19 protein-coding genes are annotated in these 18,215 nt (G+C 49.0%); 6 read left to right on the top strand and 13 right to left on the bottom strand.

Annotation, left to right across the window (positions count from 1 at the left end):
- Positions 1-495: 495 nt before the first annotated feature.
- Entirely contained in the window at positions 496-831 is a 336-nt protein-coding gene (locus Dia5BBH33_RS02675) for a hypothetical protein (RefSeq protein ID WP_108849940.1), read from the top strand.
- Positions 832-939: 108 nt separating this feature from the next.
- Here Dia5BBH33_RS02675 and sufU read toward each other — a convergent pair whose 3' ends face one another.
- The 7 genes from sufU to Dia5BBH33_RS02640 all read right to left on the bottom strand — a co-directional run bounded on the left by sufU (position 940) and on the right by Dia5BBH33_RS02640 (position 7,551).
- On the bottom strand, positions 940-1,392 hold the full coding sequence (gene sufU, locus Dia5BBH33_RS02670) for a Fe-S cluster assembly sulfur transfer protein SufU (protein WP_022382834.1): 453 nt from the start codon (positions 1,390-1,392) through the stop codon (positions 940-942).
- Positions 1,392-2,624 carry an aminotransferase class V-fold PLP-dependent enzyme gene (locus Dia5BBH33_RS02665; protein WP_108849941.1) on the bottom strand — a complete coding sequence of 411 codons (1,233 nt, stop codon included), beginning with the start codon at positions 2,622-2,624 and terminating at the stop codon, positions 1,392-1,394. Before Dia5BBH33_RS02665 ends, sufU begins: the two co-directional genes overlap by 1 nt.
- Positions 2,621-3,667: a SufB/SufD family protein gene (locus Dia5BBH33_RS02660; protein WP_108849942.1), complete on the bottom strand. Its 1,047-nt coding sequence runs from the start codon at positions 3,665-3,667 to the stop codon at positions 2,621-2,623. Before Dia5BBH33_RS02660 ends, Dia5BBH33_RS02665 begins: the two co-directional genes overlap by 4 nt.
- A gap of 10 nt (positions 3,668-3,677) precedes the next feature.
- Positions 3,678-5,090, bottom strand: coding sequence for a Fe-S cluster assembly protein SufB (sufB, locus tag Dia5BBH33_RS02655; RefSeq protein ID WP_022382831.1), 1,413 nt, complete (start codon positions 5,088-5,090; stop codon positions 3,678-3,680).
- Positions 5,091-5,092: 2 nt separating this feature from the next.
- Entirely contained in the window at positions 5,093-5,836 is a 744-nt protein-coding gene (sufC, locus tag Dia5BBH33_RS02650; protein ID WP_108849944.1) for a Fe-S cluster assembly ATPase SufC, read from the bottom strand.
- 499 nt (positions 5,837-6,335) lie between these two features.
- Positions 6,336-6,557 carry a hypothetical protein gene (locus Dia5BBH33_RS02645; protein ID WP_022382829.1) on the bottom strand — a complete coding sequence of 74 codons (222 nt, stop codon included), beginning with the start codon at positions 6,555-6,557 and terminating at the stop codon, positions 6,336-6,338.
- A 193-nt stretch (positions 6,558-6,750) separates the two neighbouring features.
- Complete coding sequence (locus Dia5BBH33_RS02640; RefSeq protein ID WP_143332322.1) at positions 6,751-7,551, bottom strand: basic amino acid ABC transporter substrate-binding protein; 801 nt, start codon at positions 7,549-7,551, stop codon at positions 6,751-6,753.
- A 537-nt stretch (positions 7,552-8,088) separates the two neighbouring features.
- Between Dia5BBH33_RS02640 and Dia5BBH33_RS02635 the strand changes: the two genes are divergently transcribed.
- From Dia5BBH33_RS02635 to Dia5BBH33_RS02620, 4 genes are read left to right on the top strand one after another with little or no spacing between them, the layout of a single operon-like run.
- Entirely contained in the window at positions 8,089-8,703 is a 615-nt protein-coding gene (locus tag Dia5BBH33_RS02635; RefSeq protein WP_022382827.1) for a DedA family protein, read from the top strand.
- The gene (locus tag Dia5BBH33_RS02630) at positions 8,690-10,300 is read left to right on the top strand and encodes an ArnT family glycosyltransferase (protein WP_143332321.1); all 1,611 of its coding nucleotides are present in this window, start codon (positions 8,690-8,692) and stop codon (positions 10,298-10,300) included. Before Dia5BBH33_RS02635 ends, Dia5BBH33_RS02630 begins: the two co-directional genes overlap by 14 nt.
- A gap of 33 nt (positions 10,301-10,333) precedes the next feature.
- The gene (locus Dia5BBH33_RS02625) at positions 10,334-12,043 is read left to right on the top strand and encodes an ArnT family glycosyltransferase (RefSeq protein WP_022382825.1); all 1,710 of its coding nucleotides are present in this window, start codon (positions 10,334-10,336) and stop codon (positions 12,041-12,043) included.
- A gap of 46 nt (positions 12,044-12,089) precedes the next feature.
- Positions 12,090-12,776 carry a uracil-DNA glycosylase gene (locus Dia5BBH33_RS02620; protein WP_143332320.1) on the top strand — a complete coding sequence of 229 codons (687 nt, stop codon included), beginning with the start codon at positions 12,090-12,092 and terminating at the stop codon, positions 12,774-12,776.
- Between the two features lie 51 nt (positions 12,777-12,827).
- Here Dia5BBH33_RS02620 and Dia5BBH33_RS02615 read toward each other — a convergent pair whose 3' ends face one another.
- The 4 genes from Dia5BBH33_RS02615 to Dia5BBH33_RS02600 form a co-directional block, all read right to left on the bottom strand.
- On the bottom strand, positions 12,828-13,238 hold the full coding sequence (locus Dia5BBH33_RS02615; RefSeq protein ID WP_022382823.1) for a GtrA family protein: 411 nt from the start codon (positions 13,236-13,238) through the stop codon (positions 12,828-12,830).
- A gap of 38 nt (positions 13,239-13,276) precedes the next feature.
- Positions 13,277-14,215, bottom strand: coding sequence for a glycosyltransferase family 2 protein (locus Dia5BBH33_RS02610; protein WP_022382822.1), 939 nt, complete (start codon positions 14,213-14,215; stop codon positions 13,277-13,279).
- 118 nt (positions 14,216-14,333) lie between these two features.
- On the bottom strand, positions 14,334-14,894 hold the full coding sequence (locus Dia5BBH33_RS02605) for a hypothetical protein (RefSeq protein WP_143332319.1): 561 nt from the start codon (positions 14,892-14,894) through the stop codon (positions 14,334-14,336).
- A 46-nt stretch (positions 14,895-14,940) separates the two neighbouring features.
- On the bottom strand, positions 14,941-15,927 hold the full coding sequence (locus Dia5BBH33_RS02600; protein WP_143332318.1) for a TIM barrel protein: 987 nt from the start codon (positions 15,925-15,927) through the stop codon (positions 14,941-14,943).
- Positions 15,928-16,017: 90 nt separating this feature from the next.
- On the opposite strand from Dia5BBH33_RS02600, the gene Dia5BBH33_RS02595 reads away from it, so the two are divergent.
- Complete coding sequence (locus tag Dia5BBH33_RS02595; RefSeq protein WP_143332317.1) at positions 16,018-16,287, top strand: hypothetical protein; 270 nt, start codon at positions 16,018-16,020, stop codon at positions 16,285-16,287.
- A 29-nt stretch (positions 16,288-16,316) separates the two neighbouring features.
- Here Dia5BBH33_RS02595 and Dia5BBH33_RS02590 read toward each other — a convergent pair whose 3' ends face one another.
- Positions 16,317-16,907 carry a hypothetical protein gene (locus Dia5BBH33_RS02590; protein WP_143332316.1) on the bottom strand — a complete coding sequence of 197 codons (591 nt, stop codon included), beginning with the start codon at positions 16,905-16,907 and terminating at the stop codon, positions 16,317-16,319.
- Positions 16,908-16,978: 71 nt separating this feature from the next.
- Positions 16,979-18,148: an FtsW/RodA/SpoVE family cell cycle protein gene (locus Dia5BBH33_RS02585; protein ID WP_232518076.1), complete on the bottom strand. Its 1,170-nt coding sequence runs from the start codon at positions 18,146-18,148 to the stop codon at positions 16,979-16,981.
- Positions 18,149-18,215: the final 67 nt, after the last annotated feature.

Here is an 18,215-nt window from a genome sequence, read left to right as displayed (position 1 = left end):
TCATTTCAGCAGCCTCTTATTAGTTCTCATCATAAATTTATTTATTTTAAATATTAAACTTATTTTTATATCATTTTATTCACATCATCTAAAAAATATTATTTTTATCTAATAATTGACTTCGGTTCATTAATAATTGACTGACGTTCATTTATTTTCTATGAAAATTTAAATAAAATTCTCTTTGAATTCTTAACTTTAAATCGAGTTATTGAACACAATCTCATGCCTGTTATGATATAATTAAAGTATAGAAAGATGTGTTTAAATCATAATCAGCCGCTCGATGGATTGATACGGATGGATTCATCTGCAGCGGATGAAATAGATCTTCCATGAAAGGAGGTATTCTATAGAACACCCTTCCGCTTCCCTTGCCCCGTTTCCTTTCCGGTCCGCGGCCGGAGAGGAACAATGCCGCCTCGGAAGGCGATTCCTTCCTGTGAAGAATAAATAAGAACACCCAACTGTTTTCCGTGGAAAGGAGCGCTCGCCATGCCTCTTATCGCCGTATTGAGTCTCGTTCTTTTATTCCTCGGCCACTCTACGCTGGCCGGAATTACTGGTCTGATTTTTGCTCTTCTGTTTCTGGCAGGATTCCGTCACGAAAAACGAATCCTTGTCTTATGGGCTGTCATGACCGGTTTCGCGCTTGCGTTCTTTGTGCCGCCTGGTCTGTTCCTTCCGATCCGTATTGGGATTGCGTCTTCGATCGCCATGCTGGTGACTAAGCTTGTCATGCTCACACTGATCCCTCTTTCCATGGCCTACAATGGCATTTTCAATAAGATCCGTGAGTTCATGCTTCCTGATAATCACAGCTTCCTGTAATCAGCGCACCTGCGGCATGATTCAGGCTCCTTTGCCGCCGCAAAGTCACGGCTCGCAATGCAGTGAAAAAAGCCCGCCTCCATTTGGGAGAGCGGGCTTTTAGTATGCTTATTTCTGCTCGGAGAGCTGTTTTTCAATGCGTGTGAGCGCCATTTCCAGTGTATGCCACCCGAGGGTTGCACACTTGACTCTGACAGGCATTTTAGAAATATCCTTCAGTGTGATGGCTGCTTCGAGTTCTTCGAGGCTTTCATCATCAGTCACCTTGCCGCGGATCATATCGAGGAAAAGGCGGCAGAGGCGGATTCCTTCTTCAACGGTTCTTCCCTGAAGAAGTTCTGCCATCATGGCTGTGGAAGCCTGGCTGATGGCGCAGCCTGTACCTGTATAGGCGAGATCCTTGATCACGCCGTCTTCGATTTTCACTTCGATATCGATATCATCGCCGCAGCTTGGATTATGTCCATGTTCATGCACGGTCGGATTTTCGATCTTGCGTTTGTTTGTCTTGTCTTTATTGTATTCCAGAATCAGATCTGTATACAGCTGTTTCAGTTCCATCAGTCATCATACCCCATGACTTTACGCACGTCCTTCAGTTTATCGAGGAAGTAGTCGACTTCTTCTTCCGTGTTGTAGAAATAGAAGCTTGCGCGGCAGGATGCATTGACACCAAGGTAATGATGCAGCGGTTCTGCGCAGTGATGCCCGGTGCGGATGCAGATGCCTTCTGCAGACATGATCTGTGCTACATCATGCGGATGAACACCTTCGACTTCGAAAGCGATGAGGCCTTCTTTTTCTTCCGGGTTCTTCGGTCCTATGATCTGGATGAACGGCAGTTTCTTCATGCCTTCCAGACATCTGGTGACGAGCTTTCTTTCCTGTGCGCGGATATCATCATATCCGATTGCCTGAATGTACTTGATGGCTGCGACGAGTCCGACAGCGCCTTCGACGTACTGCGTGCCTGCTTCAAACTTGGCCGGAAGTTCTGCAAAGGTCGTCGTCTGTTCTTCTACGGTTTCAATCATGTCTCCGCCCATGAGGAACGGTTCCATTTCATCAAGGAGTTCTTCCTTGGCATAGAGAACGCCGATGCCGCCCATGGAGCACATCTTGTGTCCGGAGAAAGCGAAGAAATCACAGTCAAGATCCTGCACGTCGATCTGCTTGTGCGGTGTGGACTGCGCGCCGTCAAGGACGACGACTGCGCCATGCGCATGCGCTCTCTTTATCAGCGGCTTCGGATCGAATTCAACACCGAGCACATTGGATACCTGGGCAAATGCCAGAATCTTCACTCTCGGATCATTGATCTTCTTGAGTTCTTCTTCCGGGAAATGGCCGGTTTCCTTGTCAATGTAGATATAGTCAAGGACAGCGCCTGTCTTCTCGGCAGCTCTCTGCCAGGTGACGAGGTTGGAATGATGTTCCGCAATCGTGATGAGGATATGGTCGCCCTTCTTCAGGTGTGTCTCGCCATAGGAGCGGGATACGAGATTCAGGGATTCTGTCGTGTTTCTGGTATAAATGATTTCTTTTTCGCTTCTTGCATGGATGAAGTCACGGACGACCTCTTTGGAAGTGTCGTAAGCTTCTGATGCAGAGATGGCGAAAATATGCGCGCCTCTGTGCGGATTGCCATTCTGGTGAGTGACATAGTCCACAACAGCATTGACGACAGGAAGCGGCCTCTGAGTGGTCGCACCGTTGTCAAAGTATACGATCTGATGACCGTTGACCTGGGTTTCCAGTATCGGGAAATCTTTTCTGATTAAGTCTAAGTTCATTTTATCTCCTTGGAATCCAGTTTCCTTCTGACTTCTTCAATCACTTCATCATGCAGCGAGCTGTCCATGCTGTCGATGATCGGACGGATCAGCGCTTCCACAACGATTCTTCTTGCCTCTTCAAGCGAGAAGCCGCGTGTCATGAGGAAGTAAATCGTATTGGCATCGAGCTGTCCTGCGCTGGATGCGTGATTCCCCACAACGTCGTCTTCGGTGCAGAGCAGAAGCGGCAGGGAAATATTCTTGGTATGGGGATCGAGCTGGATGGCATAGTCGCCTTCATCGCCGACAGATCCGCTGCATCCCTTCTTGAAATTCAATGTGCCTCTGAAAATCTTCTTGGCTGTATCGGCCAGTGCGCCCTTGATATCGATCTCGGCATTCGTCTTTTTGCCGATATGGTCGATGTGGCAGAAGAAGTCGAGGTGCTGGTCGCCTCTTGCTGCATAAACAGCCTTTTCCTGCATCGTGGACTTGTCGCCCTCCAGTTTGCCGTAGCTGTGGACGATGACATTCTGTCCGCCAAGTTCGGCAGCCAGGAATACGGCCTTTGCCTTTCTGGCAAGGTGTGTATGTCTCTGGTCATAGATAGTCGCATGCGTCAGGCCTTTTTCCATACAGGAAACGCTGAGGTTTGCGCCTTCCTTCAGATCATAATACGCAGCAATGAGGCAGGTATCGGACGGTGCTTCGCCTTCGATTCTCCATACGAGGGAAAGCTTGGCTTCCTCGCCGAGATAGAATACGAACTGGCCTGCAAAGTCAGGATGAGCTTCATCTGCCTTGAGCGTAATCGTGAGTGATGTTTCAGCATGAGCCGGAACGGTGATGGTGTAACGTCTGCCGTCTGCGGCCGCTTTTACGGTTTCTTTGGATGCCCCGTTGAAGTCTTCCGGAAGCTCTCCCCCTTCTTTGACATATATTATATCGGAGAAGACCGGTTCGCCTGATTTCTCGGGCGCCTCGAACTGCATCGGGGTATCGTTGGTATGAAGGTACCGGTACGTAAGAAGCGACAGTCGGTTGACTCTGATTTCTTCCATATGGTCCTCCTTATCCTATAGCGCCTTCGAATTCAAGATCGATGAGGCGGTTCATTTCTACAGCATATTCCAAAGGAAGTTCCTTTGAAATCGGTTCGGCAAATCCGCGGACGAGCATGGCTTTCGCGTCTTCTTCAGAAAGGCCGCGGCTCATGAGGTAGTAAATATCATCATCCGGGATACGGCCGATCTTAGCTTCATGGCCAAGATCGATGTCATCATTTTCAATGATGATGTCCGGGATCGTGTCGGATCTGGATTCATTATCCAGCATCAGGGATTCACAGCTGATAGTGCCCTTTGTTCCCTTTGCTTCCGGTCCGATGTAAACGACGCCGCGGTAAATTGCAGTGCCGCCTGCTTTGGAAATGGATTTGGAGTTGATATTGATGGAAGTGCCTTTTCCAAGTGCTTCCACCTTGGAACCAGTATCGAGGAACTGACCCTTGCCGGCAAACGTGATGCCTGTGAAATCACAGGTGGAATGATCGCCCTTGAGGATGGTATCCGGATAGAGGCAGGATGTATGGGAGCCGAAGGAACCGGATACCCAGATCATGTGTCCGTCTTCTTCAATGATGGACTTCTTGGTATTCAGGTTGTACATGTTCTTCGACCAGTTTTCAATCGTGCTGTAGCGCAGCGTTGCCCCCTTCTTGACGTAGAGCTCGACGGCTCCGGCATGAAGGTTTGCCACGTTGTATCTTGGAGCCGAGCAGCCTTCGATGAAATGGCAGTCAGCGCCTTCTTCAATGATGATCAGAGTATGTTCGAACTGTCCCGCACCAGGCGCATTGAGGCGGAAATAACTCTGCAGCGGCATGCGTACGTGAACGCCCTTTGGAACGTAAACGAAAGAGCCGCCGGACCACACAGCATAGTGCAGTGCAGCAAATTTATGGTAATTCGGAGTGATGAGCTTTCCGAAATACGGTTTGATCAGATCAGGGTATTCCTTGACAGCGGTTTCGAAGTCAACGTAAATGACGCCCTGTTCTTCCAGTTCCTTCTGGATATTATGATAAACGACTTCAGAGTCATACTGCGCTCCGACGCCGGCAAGAGATTTCTTTTCTGCTTCAGGAATGCCGAGACGATCGAATGTGTCCCTGATATTCTGCGGCAGGTCTTCCCATTTCGCCTTCATATCCGTCTTCGGGCGGATGTAGGTGTCGATATGATCCATATCGAGCTCGGAGATATCCGGAGCCCATTCCGGGAAGTCCATATGATTGTATATTTCAAGAGCCTGCAGGCGCTTTTCAAGCATCCATTCCGGTTCTTCCTTCTTGGCAGAAATTTCACGGATGACTTCTTCAGTCAGACCGTTGTCAGCCTTGTAGGAGTACTCCACCTTGTCCTTGATGTCGTAGATGCTTCGATTGATGTCATCGACCTGGCTCTTCTTCTTTTCTTCAGCCATGATCACACCTCGCTGCGGTATGCGTCAAAGCCATTGGTCTCGATTTCGTCCACCAGTTCCGGACCGCCTTCCTTGACGATCTTGCCGTCGATGAGGACGTGGACAAATTCCGGTGTGATGAACTTCAGGATCTGGTTCAGATGGGTAATGATCAGAAGTGAATTATTTTCATTGTGGTATTCGGAAATGTTGCGGGAAACGATGCGGACAGCATCGACGTCCAGACCGGAGTCTGTTTCATCAAGCATAGCCAGCTTCGGATCCAGGATGCGCATCTGAAGAATTTCGCTCTTCTTTCTTTCGCCGCCGGAGAAGCCGTCATTCAGGTAACGTTCTGCATAGGACGGATCCATAGCCAGATCTTCCATTCTGGATTTCATGAGACGCTTGAAAGGGAAGAGTCTCTGCTGCTTTCCGGAAATCGTCGTCTTGGCTGTACGAATGAAGTTTTCAGTCGTAATGCCGGCAACGGAAATCGGATTCTGGAAAGAAAGGAAAATGCCGAGCTTGGCTCTCTTATCGACAGACAGTTCTGTAATATCCTGTCCTTCAAAGAAAATACGGCCTTCAGTAATTGTATAAACAGGGTTCCCCATGATGGCATGAAGGAGCGTCGACTTGCCGGCGCCGTTGATGCCCATAATCACATGGACTTCTCCCTTGTTTACAGTCAGGTTGATTCCATGAAGGAGTTCTTTCTTGCCTACTGAAACGTGAAGATTTTCCACGCGGAGTAATTCGGTCATTCTATCACCTCATATATTGTAATCTGTATACGTCAGAGAATGTATACAATCAAAATCTTATTCCATTTTATATTATTTACGTGTAGCTGTAAATATATGAAATTTTTTCGATTTGTTTTCCAGCTCTCTCTTGTTCCTGATTTCGGGCTTTTTCTGCCCTTTCTTCCTTATATATGCATTTAACAAGAACAAATCCAAGAAACGCATACTACATATAGTATATCACAAGGGGATACCATCCCCAAAAAGGCAAAATAAAACCGCAAACCCGCGCCCTATACATGGAGAGCGTCTGCTTGCGGTTTTCAATTTCCGTTCACGGGAAGAAGAATTGCTTCCTCCCCTGACCGCATCTGGCACGCGGGGCCCGCAGGCACGCCGCTTGCCGAAAGCTGTCACAGCCAATCATTCCGACTTTGTCTGTTTCCCAGACATATTTGTACCGCTTGTCCTGCCGAAGGACACCAGCCATCCGCCTCCATAGAGCGCGGATGATCATTTATCCTCTGTTGTAATAGGGACCGCCGCAGAAATTTCTTCTGCCGTTCCCGTTAGGGCCGTAAGGACCGCAGGGGTACTGACTCTGATCCTGAGAAGACTGCACCTCTGAACTGTAAGCGCCAGGTCCGTAGCAATAAGGACCATAGGTCTCTGCCCAGACGGTATAACCTCCTGCAAGAACAAGGATACCTGCTAAAGCGGCCAAAATTTTGGACTTCAATGCAGCATCTCCTTTCTCTGGAATATACCCGGCGGTGATCATTCACCACTGTTCTTATTATACCATCGTCATCCAGCATGTATATAGGCAAGACTTAAACAATGCTTAAAGAAAAGATGAACAGCGTCCCTAAACTGTATGCAAAGAAAAAAGAGCAGGTGTTCCTGCCCTCTTTTCATCATTATCTTTGTAATTATTTAGAAGCCGGCTTTCCGAACCATTTTTCATAAATCTTGTCGTATGTGCCGTTTGCTTTCAGTTCCTTCAGCGCTTTGTTGACGCCTTCCTGAAGCTGCTTGTTGTCTTTCTTGAATGCGAATACCATTCCGGAACCGTCTTTCTGTGTTCCAACAATCTTCAGGTCCTTGCCTGCGCCCTGTTTCAGGTAGTACATGGCAACCGGCTGATCGATGACGACAGCGTCAAGCGTATTAGCCTGCAGTTCCATCCATGCCTGGGAATTGGAATCGAGCTGCTTGACTTCAGCAGCCTTGGCTTCCTGAGCCAGTTTGACCTGGTAGGTGCCTACCTGAGCGCCTACATTCTTTCCTGCAAGATCAGCCCAGTCGTTGATCGTGGTATTGTCTTTTCTTACAACGATGCAGTAGCCGTTATCCTTGAAGTATACGTCAGAAAAAGCGACCTGCTTAGCTCTTTCCGGTGTAGCATCAAGGCCGGCAGCGATCATGTCGATCTGTCCGGACTGGACAGCCGGAATCAGTGCATCAAAGCCCATGCTCTTGAATTCCATCTTGCTGCCCATCTGTTTAATGATGGCGTCAGCCAGATCAAGATCGAAGCCTACATATTTATCATCCTCTGTAAATTCGAACGGAGGGAATGTTGTTTCAGAGCCGACACGGATAACAGCAGGAATGCCGCCTTTTCCTGAAGCAGAACTCGATTTGGAATCTCCGCCGCCGCATCCTGCAGCAAGCATAACTGCGGAAGCAGCTCCGACAGCCAACAGAATTTTTAACTTTTTGCCCAGCATATGTTTCATCTCCACAAATGACAACTTACAAATGAATAAAAGGAATCTGCATGAAAATTCATTGCAGATACAGAAAAGCTCTCCGTCCGGTGTATTTCTCCACCCCATCCGGCTGGAATATCCTTTTCCATACATAACTTAATGCATATTCTATCAACTTTATACATTCCTGTCAATAAAAATACTGATTATTCTGTATATGACTGCATATATAATATTTCATTATATATAGGAGAGTGAAAATAGGAGAGTGAAAAAACCGCCTTTGAATAAAATGAATACTCGGCTGCAGGGAAGAATTCTCCCTCTTCTCACCGCCTTTTTGCCCGGCAGATTCCCGTTTTCGTTGACCCCTGCCCGCTGTCATGTTATATTTGAAAGTGCAAATACTCTGAAGACTATGCAAGGCAAAAAATTTTAGAGAATTTAGATATTGTTTATGTATTGTATAAGTTTTTACCTTACTCTTTAGGCAGGGGATTCTTCAAGATATTTCTGCTTCCTCCCCGCCGCGTCGTTTATACACAAAGGACTTCTATGGACATCATCATCAACTTCCTCTATGACTGGGGATACCTCGCTCTCTTCATCTGTATGGCTCTTGAAAACATGAATGTTCCGATTCCCAGTGAAATCATTCTGGGCTTTGCCGGTTTTCTTGTTTCTCAGGAAATTTTCTCGTTCTGGCCTACCATTGCCATCGGGACGGCTGCCGGGATTGCTGGTTCCGTCGCTTCCTACTACATGGGCTACAAAGGCGGACGCGGACTCATATTGAAACATACGGCCAAAGGCGGCCTTACTGCAAGAAAAATGATTGCTGCCAAAGACTGGTTTGAAATATACGGCGGAATCGCCATTTTCACAGGCCGCCTTCTTCCGGGCGTCCGCACGTTCATTTCTCTTCCTGCCGGAATTGCCCAGTATCCGATGCCTGAATTCATCGGCCTTACGATTCTGGGAACGGTTCCCTGGACGATTTTCCTCGTATACGCAGGATCCGTCCTCGGCCACAACTGGCAGAAAATCCTGGACTACAAGCTGGAAATCGCACTCGTCTGCGTCGTCATTTCCATTGCGGTCGCCCTTGGATTCCATTTATATTCAAAGCGAAAACAGAAAGCAAGCAAAGATACCCATGAAAACATATAGAAACTGCATCCTCCTTTTCCTTTTCTGCCTTTTTCTTTACGGCACATTTTCCGGACTGATTCCGCTTCTGGACCCGGATGAACCCGTTTATGGCGAAACGGCCAAGGAGATGCTGGCGACAGGAGACTGGATATCCCCGCGCATCTACGGCGAGTTTTGGTATGACAAACCGCCGCTTTTCTATTGGCTGGAAGCTATTTCCTTCTCGATTTTCGGCGTCTCTACCTGGGCCGCCAGACTTCCTTCCGTCCTTTTAGGCGCGCTGACGCCCTGCTACCTCTTCCTCTCCTCCCGCCGCTTCTTAGGAGAAAGGGCTGCGCTTCGCGCAGGCTTCATCTGTGCCACATCGCTTGAAATCATCGTCCTTGCCAGAAGCTCGGTCACGGACATGCTCCTCTGCCTCACACTGACTGTTGCGCTCATGTCATTCCTGAGAAAAGAATACGCAGCTGCGTATATCGCGTGCGGCCTTGCACTTTTGACGAAGGGGCCTGTTGGATTCGGATTCCCGGCCCTGATTGTCAGTCTCTGGCTCATTTTTTCGCGCCAGTTTGACATTAAGCACATCATGGGACTTAAATGGTACTGGGGCATCCCGCTTGCCTGCCTCGTCGGACTTCCCTGGTACATTGAAATGGGCATGCTCCACGGAGATGCTTTCATCGATACATTTCTGGGCTACCATAATATCACGCGCTTCGTGGCTCCTGAGCACGCAGGGCAGAACCATTACTGGCTCTACATCGTCGTCGTGCTGGCAGGCTTCTATCCATGGAGCGGAACGCTTCCGGGGCTTTTGAAGAGCTTCCGTGAATGGAGAAAAGACAAGGTCATGCTCTACTTCATCGTATGGGCGCTTTTCATTTTCCTTTTCTTCTCCGTATCTTCCACGCAGCTCTTCTCCTACATCCTTCCGATGTTCCCGCCGCTTGCCATTCTTTCTTCCGCTTATCTTGCGCGGATTGAAGAGACAGGGCACATTTCCAAAGCCTTCATCATCTGCCATGTCGTCTTTGCACTGATTACGACCGGCGCCGTCGCTTTTGTCCCCTTTTCTCCGGAAGGCGGACCCATCGTCCACTACGCTATCGCAGGGCTCATGGTCCTTGCTGCCTTCTTCTCGGCAAGCCGCCTCGCAAAAGGAAGGTTCCATGCCTTCTTCATGACGCAGGCTGCTTTGATTCTCGTCTTCGTCCTTTCCGTCTGGGGCGCTTTTGAAAAACCGGTCTCCGATCTTTTCACATCAAGAGCCATTGCGGAAAAGACAGCCGCTGAATCACTCGACCCCGATGTCCCTCTTTATATCGATCCTTTCTACCGTCCGTCCTTTGCTTTCTATGAGGATCTGTACGGAAAAGCGCTTCCTGACTTCGACAAGAGGAAGCAGCAGGTCGATGAAAAGAACAAGGAAAACGGCGTCCTGCTTCCGGGCCTTGAAGAACCTGCCCGCCTGCCGGATCAGGCATACATACTGATTCAGAAAAAGCTTTACAAGAACTGGCCGGATGAGGAGAAGAAGGACCTCACACTCATTTGGGAAAAAGATACGGCTTACCTCTTCCGCAAAGGAAATAGCGAAGGTTCTTTGCAGAAGTAATCACATTTCACTTCATTCAGGGAGGAATCCATTTTGAGCACGAAACGACAGAAAAAAGAAAAGAAGGAAAAAGCAAGGCAGGAAGCGTTCTCTACTTCCCATGTGACAGAGAAATCCCTGGGATTCATCTTCATCCTTGCCTTTGCATTCCTGCTCTGGGGATCTTGGGCCCTCCCCATTACCGATCCCGTCGAATCCAATTATGCGCTGACGGCTAAGGAAATGGTCATGTCAGGCAACTGGATGTCCCCGCAGATTTATGGCATTTACTGGTATGACAAGCCTATCATGGTTTACTGGCTGCTTTCCATCAGCTATTCCATCCTGGGCTTCACCGATCTCGCGGCAAGGCTCCCCTCTGCCTTTTGCGGGGCGCTTTCCGTCACGCTTCTTACCTGGTACGTAAGAAGAATCCTGAAGGACAATATTGCAGCCATCTGGGCAGGGCTCATGCTGGCGCTTTCCTTTGAATTCTGGATCATCTCCCATGCCATCATCACGGACAGCATCCTTCTTCTCTTTACGATTCCGACCCTTCTTTCCGCTTACATCGGCGTCATGGAAGGAAGCAGGAAGCATCTGATCATTGCTTATGCCGCTGCTGGCTTTGCCTGCCTCACTAAAGGCCCTGTCGGGCTTGTCCTTCCAGGCATCCTTCTTGTTCTCTGGTGCCTTTCCATGAAAGAGCCGAAGAAGATTCTTTCCCTCTTCCCCATCACGGGCATCCTTGCTTTCCTTGTCGTCGTCCTTCCCTGGTACGGCGGCATGTATGCCATTCATGGAAGCGACTTCGTTTCCCAGTTCCTCGGCCTGCACAACATAGCAAGAGCTACGGTTTCCGAGCATCCGGAAGACAATCACTGGTACTACTACCTTGTCATCTTCCCGGCCGCTCTCCTTCCCTGGACCGGCATGACAATTTATGAAGCCGTCAGGCAGTGGAAAGAAAAGACCCCGTTCTACCGTTTTCTCATGGTCTGGATGATCGGCACAATCCTTTTCTACACCCTTATGGCGACAAAGTATGTGACCTACACTTACATTTCCATCGTTCCTGCCATTATTCTTTCCGCCATGTGCGCGCTCCTCGTGCGTGAAGGGGAAAAAGCATCGAGCCTCTGCGCTTACGGTGGTTTCTTCTTCCTGATTGCCGCTCTTGTGGCAGGTACCATTTACATCAAGGAAGGAAGCTGGCTTCTTTTCTACGCTGTCATCCTTTACGCCGTATGGGAACTCATCCTCCGCTGGAAAAAGAGCAGCGGCCGCCGTCTGACAGTCATTTCCGCCGTTACTGCTTCGGCTTACCTCTTCATCATCATGGAAGGACTTCCCAACTACCTTCCGTCGCGTTCCATCATGGACTCGGCCAATGATATCCATGATGCACCAGGCATCCATTACTTCTTCCATTCCTATCCGGCCGGCTATACGTACTATACCGGAGAAACAGGCATCCGCCTTGTTCCTTCTCTTCCTGACGAAGAAAAGAGAAGCGCTCTTTGGAATGAAAAGTATGTCATGCCGTCCGAGTCTGATGAAGACTTTGCCAAGGAATACAAAGACTCCGGCAAGTCTGTCTATCTCTTTGTTTCCAAGAGCGATATGAAGTACTTCAAGGAATGGCCGATGAAAGATGATTTCACAAAGGATAAGGATCTTCCAAGAGGAACACTTTACCATTTAAATGATGAACCGGAAGCAGCGGGCGAAACAGCGCCCCTCTCCCCGGCTGAAGAAAACTGATAAAGCCGGCTTATGCCGGCTTTTCTTTTAGACGAAAGGAACTGCCATGACTATCGATGCATTCATTAAGAGCCTTGCTTCCTACGAGGGAGCGCTCACCTTTAATCCCTGGAAAGATACGGACCTTCGCTATGAAGTGGAAAATGCGCCATCCATAAGGAAAGAGCAGCTTCACGACTACCTTTCCCGCCGCGTTGGGAAGGCAAAGCTTCTTCTGATCGCTGAGGCATGCGGTTATCAGGGCGGACACTTCACCGGGATTGCCATGACATGCGAGCGCATGATACTAAACGAGCATCCCGCAGTAAACAGCCTCATGATCCTCGGGAAAGAGGGAAAACGGACAAGCAGGAAAGATTCTCCCATGATTGCAAAACCCACGCAGAAGGAAAAAGGCTTCAATGAGCCGACCGATTCCGTCGTATGGAAAGCATGCCTCGATGCCGGCCTTTCCGCTGATGAATTCATCTTATGGAACATCTATCCTTTCCATCCTCATAAGAAAGACGACCTTCTTTCCAACAGGACGCCGACAGATGATGAACTTGCCATCGGGCTCTCCTACACAAAAGAGCTCCTCTCCCTCACCGGGTCCCTTCCCCTTCTTGCCATTGGAAAGAAGAGCGAGAACACGCTCCTGGATGCAGGCTTCTCCGTCAAGGGACTACGCCACCCGGCAAATGGCGGCGCCAACATTTTCAGGAACCAGCTTGCCGATTTCTTCAGGAAATAAAAAGAACCTCCCTCCAATCGCGGAGAGAGGTTTTTCATTTCCTGATCATTATCAATGGTGCAGAATGAAGCGTTTGGTGAAGTAGTTCCAGATCATGACGATGGCCGAAGCGATGACTTTGGCAAACATGTACCAGATACCGACAAGGTCGATGAAAATCCACATGGTCACCTGATTGATGCCAAGTCCCATAAGGGATGTCACGACGAAGAGGACGACCTGCGAGCGGCTCTGATGCTCGGCATGGAAGACAAAGCTGACGCAGAGGAAGTAGTTCAATATGAGCGAGACCGTGAAGGCGATCGGCGCTGAATACAGCGGAGGAAGGCCGCCATACTCTGTCAGTGTGTAAAGAAGGACGTATTCGAGTACGAAGCATCCGCCTCCGACGAGGAGAAAACGGAAAACTTCCCAGAATCGTTCTTCAGATGGAAAGTATTTCAATATCAGTTTCTTAATCATAATGCTCCTGGATTTTTATTATTTCCCAATGGGATGACTTACTTCTTCAGCATCATCTGGATGATATTCATCTGGATCTCAAGATTTTTCCTGCTGTTCTTCACTTCCGTATCAAGGACAAGGCCTATCCCAAGCGCCACGACGGCAGATACCATGAAGAATCCGGATGTGACAAGCGTCGGAAGCTTGGGCACAAGTCCCGTCATTACGTATTCATGGAATACGGGGATGAAAAGAAGAAGGGCAATCAGAGCAAGGATGAGCGATGCCATCGTGAAGAAACGGAGCGGCCTGTAATCCTTGTAAAGAAGGAAAATCGTGCGGAGAACCCTGGTCCCGTCGCGGAAGGTGTGGAGCTTGCTGACGCTCCCTTCGGGCCTGTCCCGGTATGATACGGGAAGGTTCCGGATGAGAAGGTTCTTGTCCAGCGCATGAATCGTCATTTCCGTTTCAATTTCAAATCCTTTGGAAAGGATAGGAAATGTCTTGACAAACATGGTGGAAAAAGCACGATAGCCGGTCATGACGTCCTTGATGTCATGGCTGTTTTTGCCCCAGAACATATTGATGAAGCGGCGGACGACCACATTTCCTGAATTATGGAAGGGCCGCTTGTTTTCTTCAAAGTAACTGGAGGAAAGGCGGTCGCCTACGACCATATCCGCCTGCCCCGAAAGAACCATATCCGCCATTTCGCGGGCGCATTCTGCGGGATATGTATCATCCCCGTCCGTCATGATGTAGCATTCTGCATCGATATCACGAAACATGGAACGGATGACGTTTCCCTTGCCCTGGCGGTATTCCTTTCTGACGACGGCTCCTGCCTCTCTGGCAATGGCAGCTGTATCATCCGTTGAATTGTTGTCATACACATAAATGACGGCTTCCGGGAGCTCCCTTTTGAAATCCGTCACGACTTTCCTGATTGTCAAAGCTTCGTTCCAGCACGGAATGAGCACAGCTATGCGGTCCATCGATTATCCTCCGATATTTATACGCTGTCCTCTATTTTACATCATTTGCCTGCTTTTTTCAGCGGAAACTATCCTGCAAACAGAAAAGACGCCCGCAGGGGCGCCCGTTTCCTGAAAGCTAGAACGGCATATCATGGTGGATGGAAGAAGCATCATCCGTTCCAAAGACGTGTTCTGTCACATCGATGAAGTATCCTGAAAGAAGGGATTCGAAATCCTTCTCTTTCATATTTTCTCCCATGAAGGAAAAAGCGTAGCCGCCTTCAATCCAGTGAGCGGCAAAAGATTTATCCGAAAGTTTTGCCACGGAAACAACCGTCGAGCCTATTTCGATATCCTTCCACTTTCCTGTATAGACGCCACTGATATCTGTATCCGGATTCTCTCCTGTCAGACGGGAAGAACGGATTGTCAGCTGTTCGCCAAGATTGCCGCTGTAACGGACATCTGCCAGTCCCTCTCCTATGAAAAGGAAATGTTCCGTCTTGTATCCTGCAATACGCGGCAGGAAGAGCGGTTCAAAACCGACTGCCTCGCGAAGCTTATTGTATGATGCATATTCCACAATCGGACTTGGCAGTGAGACATTTTCGCTGCTATAGGCTTTGACGCCTGCCGCTGGCAGCAATAAAGCCAGTGCCAGTGCGGCCGATGCCCATGCCATTTTCGTTTTGTTCATAGTAAGATCCCTCTTTCCGGGCAATACCCCGTTTCCGCCCATTATACTACTTTTCCCGATATGCAACAAATAACGAAAAACGATTGCAGGAATTATAACCCTTTTTCATGGCATTCATCTGTATTTTGATTTCTTCTTCCGGGATTCCGGGGCCCTTGCCAAAGAGCTCGTGCGTCATATAGGAAGGCTCGGCCACTTCCACGATCCGTGCGGCTGCTTCTGTCCTGAAAGGTTCATGCCGGTCGATGGATGAAATATGGCGGCTGATGACTTCAGGCGTGATTTCCCCAGGAATATTCCCAGCCGCCCTTTTCCTGTACTCTCCTGAAATCGAGCAGGAAAGATGCATGCCAAGAATCAGATCCTTCATGGATCCCAGATTCTTGATTACCTTCGTCACATAATCTGCACCATCCTTTTCATCCCTGATATCGGGATTCGTATTCATCAGATGGCCTGTATCAAGCAGGAGTCCAACATTTCCGCCGCCCAGAAGAGAGAAGAAATAATCCACATTTTCCGGAGAAAGTGCATTGAGCCCCGGCCAAAAGATATTTTCAAAAAGGACGGTGACATTGGACGGAAGCGCATTTTTGACAAGACTGTAGATTCTTGCCGTTTCGAAAAGGACTTCCTTGTCCGTGTAATGGAATTTTCCTGTCCATGCCTCTCTTGCCATACAGTCAGCCACGTGCCAGACGACGTATTTGGGCTCTTCCCTGGCGGCCGCTCTTAGATTTCCCCGGATTGTTTCCAGCCACTCTTCCGGTGTTTCTCCCCCATAGTAGGAAATCAGGGAATCCCTTGTCGGAAATTCCTTCTCGAAGAGTTCCCTTTTCCCCAGCCAGAAATTCATCCAGTCAGGCCAGTAATTAAGGTGGCATCCGATAGTCGATTCTTTCCCGGGAAGATCTCTTGATTTTGTTCCGTACACAAGACTCTCTATCCCGTCAAGGCCAAGATTATCTGTCATCTCCCTGATCTTTTCATCTGTATCATCATCCATGACATAGTAGCTCATGAGCTGTTTCATAAGGTCCTCCTTTCTTTCTGGCCAGGCTTTCCGATTCCCAATTGAACTTCCCATTTCATTTTGCTATGATTAATAAAAGAGGTGATTCCCATGGGAAAATCTGAAAGCTCAAAAAAAGCGATTGTGATGACGATCATTACAGCTCTCGTCACACGCGCATTGAAGAAGAAAAATGATAAAAAGCACGAACTCGTCACGGCTGACTCCAAGGAATTGACAGAAAAGGATCTGTGGAGACCGCTGCAGCCGATCGGGACTATTTATTTTCTGACGCATCCGAAGAAGGCTGTCTACTTCTTCCTCCTGCAGAAATCGCTGATGTTCTCGTGGCGCCTGGCAAGAAAATATTTTAAAGACTGAATTCCAAAAGGACCGGAAACGGTCCTTTTTTAGTGTCCCATATAATAATGGCGGGCAAGGTCTGCCGCGCCAAGAAGCGTACCTGCCTTTCCGCCTGCAAAAAGGATGAGAGATGCATATAAAAGCACCTGCTCTTTTTCTATCCCTTCATCTTTTTCCGCTTGGGAAAATTCCTCGTCTCTGCTGCGTTTTGGAAATGCAAGATCATCCGCTGAGAAGACCGTGGAACCCGTGTCTCCCTTTCTTGCAAAAGAGAGAAGATTGGTTCCCGAAAGAGAAATGCCGCCGTCATCCCGTCCATAGAGGGAAACACCGTCCCTTCCCATCCGGGATGAAAAGAGGGCTGTCTTCCCGCATTCTTCTTCAGACCGGACAATCCACAAAGCTGACCTGCAGCGGAAAACTTCCCGAAGGTAGTAGGGCCTGTCATCGCCTGCCGGCGCAAGAAACACAGACAGTCCCGATTTTTCAGAAATCATGGCTGCCTTCTTCAGGATAGCAGAAAGCACTTCGCCTGCCGGATAATAAACGGCAATATCTGCCCATGGCGTCCCCTTCGGATTTTTATTAAAGTAAGCAAGAAGGCTTTCCAGCGTTTCTTCTCTCCAATCCATTTCCATGATTTCCTCCGTAAAAAAAGGCGGCATCGCCGCCTTCCTCCATTATAGCCAGCTGGCTGTGGAACCATTCATTACTGCCAGAAAGGATTCACTCCATCCATCGCCTGTATCCGCTTCTTTCGTACTTCCCGTTCGGTGTTTTCAATGCTCTGCACAGCGGTTCCGTAAATCAGGCCGACGGAGCAGATATTCGTCATCAGGGATGTGCCGCCAAAGGAAATGAAAGGCAGCGGAACGCCTGTAACAGGGAATGATCCAAGAACCATCGCCATATTGATGAGCCCCTGAAGCGAGATCATGAGCGTCAGCCCATAGACCACGAAGGCTGAGTAGGAATCCTTCAGACGCCTTGCCGTGGCAAATCCCAAAAGCAGGAATGCCATGAAAAGGAGCATGACGATAATTCCGCCTATGAAGCCCATTTCCTGGCAGAATACGGCATAGGCGAAGTCCGTATACTGCTCGGGGAGATAAAGGAACTTGGCAAATCCCTTGCCTATGCCCTGCCCGAGGAATCCGCCTGAGCCAACGGCAATCAGACTCTGCACGGTCTGATATCCCTTGCCGGCCGCATCAGAGAACGGGTCCCAGAGCACGAAAAGCCTGTCTCTTCTGTACGCTGAGCTGAGCGCCAGAAGAAGTCCGAGCGTACCGATCCCTGCGCCGCCCAAAAGAATTTCAATGGCAGGAAGCCCCGCAATGATATAAAGGAGGCATGGCAGGAGCAGGATGATGGCTGCCGTGCCCATATCCGGCTGCTTCATGACGAGAGCCGCCATGACAAGCGGCGCCGCCAATGGCGAAATGTATGTCAGAAGCTGGCCAAACGTGTACTTTTTGTTTTTCTTCCTTTTGGAGCCTGAAGCAAAGAGGAAAATACTGACGAATATGCCGACAATGGCGCGGAAAACCTGCGGAATAAGGGCGATTTTCTCTCCGGCATCCACCTTTTTGGCAAGATAAGAAGAGGCCCATATGATTCCTGTCACCTTCGCAAATTCCGATGGCTGCAGCGACACCGGACCGAGCTGGATCCAGCGGGTCGCACCGTTGACATTCTTACCGGCTACGATGACAAGGCAGAGCAAGAGCACCGTCCCGATGACCCAGACCAGCGCCCCTTTGCGCACGAGCTTGATTGGAAGCTTCGTCAGCACGAATGCTGTAATTACGCTGATTGAGAGGAACAGAAGATGTCTTGCCAAGTGGGAGTACGTGCTGTCCCCCGATATGATATTCATGTACTGAGTTGAGCTGTAGATATTCACAGTCCCGATGCAGATCAGAATTACCGTGACAGCAACCAGC

This window comes from Dialister hominis (assembly GCF_007164725.1).
GTDB lineage: Bacteria > Bacillota > Negativicutes > Veillonellales > Dialisteraceae > Dialister > Dialister hominis.
This window is presented reverse-complemented; position numbering and strand designations above follow the sequence as displayed.

Excerpts from the sequence above, each read along its gene's own strand:
- Dia5BBH33_RS02675 (WP_108849940.1), top strand. The coding sequence starts at position 496 with ATGCCTCTTATCGCCGTATTGAGTCTCGTTCTTTTATTCCTCGGCCAC.
- sufU (WP_022382834.1), bottom strand. The coding sequence starts at position 1,392 with ATGGAACTGAAACAGCTGTATACAGATCTGATTCTGGAATACAATAAA.
- Dia5BBH33_RS02665 (WP_108849941.1), bottom strand. The coding sequence starts at position 2,624 with ATGAACTTAGACTTAATCAGAAAAGATTTCCCGATACTGGAAACCCAG.
- Dia5BBH33_RS02660 (WP_108849942.1), bottom strand. The coding sequence starts at position 3,667 with ATGGAAGAAATCAGAGTCAACCGACTGTCGCTTCTTACGTACCGGTAC.
- sufB (WP_022382831.1), bottom strand. The coding sequence starts at position 5,090 with ATGGCTGAAGAAAAGAAGAAGAGCCAGGTCGATGACATCAATCGAAGC.
- sufC (WP_108849944.1), bottom strand. The coding sequence starts at position 5,836 with ATGACCGAATTACTCCGCGTGGAAAATCTTCACGTTTCAGTAGGCAAG.
- Dia5BBH33_RS02640 (WP_143332322.1), bottom strand. The coding sequence starts at position 7,551 with ATGCTGGGCAAAAAGTTAAAAATTCTGTTGGCTGTCGGAGCTGCTTCC.
- Dia5BBH33_RS02635 (WP_022382827.1), top strand. The coding sequence starts at position 8,089 with ATGGACATCATCATCAACTTCCTCTATGACTGGGGATACCTCGCTCTC.
- Dia5BBH33_RS02630 (WP_143332321.1), top strand. The coding sequence starts at position 8,690 with ATGAAAACATATAGAAACTGCATCCTCCTTTTCCTTTTCTGCCTTTTT.
- Dia5BBH33_RS02620 (WP_143332320.1), top strand. The coding sequence starts at position 12,090 with ATGACTATCGATGCATTCATTAAGAGCCTTGCTTCCTACGAGGGAGCG.
- Dia5BBH33_RS02615 (WP_022382823.1), bottom strand. The coding sequence starts at position 13,238 with ATGATTAAGAAACTGATATTGAAATACTTTCCATCTGAAGAACGATTC.
- Dia5BBH33_RS02610 (WP_022382822.1), bottom strand. The coding sequence starts at position 14,215 with ATGGACCGCATAGCTGTGCTCATTCCGTGCTGGAACGAAGCTTTGACA.
- Dia5BBH33_RS02605 (WP_143332319.1), bottom strand. The coding sequence starts at position 14,894 with ATGAACAAAACGAAAATGGCATGGGCATCGGCCGCACTGGCACTGGCT.
- Dia5BBH33_RS02600 (WP_143332318.1), bottom strand. The coding sequence starts at position 15,927 with ATGAAACAGCTCATGAGCTACTATGTCATGGATGATGATACAGATGAA.
- Dia5BBH33_RS02595 (WP_143332317.1), top strand. The coding sequence starts at position 16,018 with ATGGGAAAATCTGAAAGCTCAAAAAAAGCGATTGTGATGACGATCATT.
- Dia5BBH33_RS02590 (WP_143332316.1), bottom strand. The coding sequence starts at position 16,907 with ATGGAAATGGATTGGAGAGAAGAAACGCTGGAAAGCCTTCTTGCTTAC.
- Dia5BBH33_RS02585 (WP_232518076.1), bottom strand. The coding sequence starts at position 18,148 with ATGAATATCATATCGGGGGACAGCACGTACTCCCACTTGGCAAGACAT.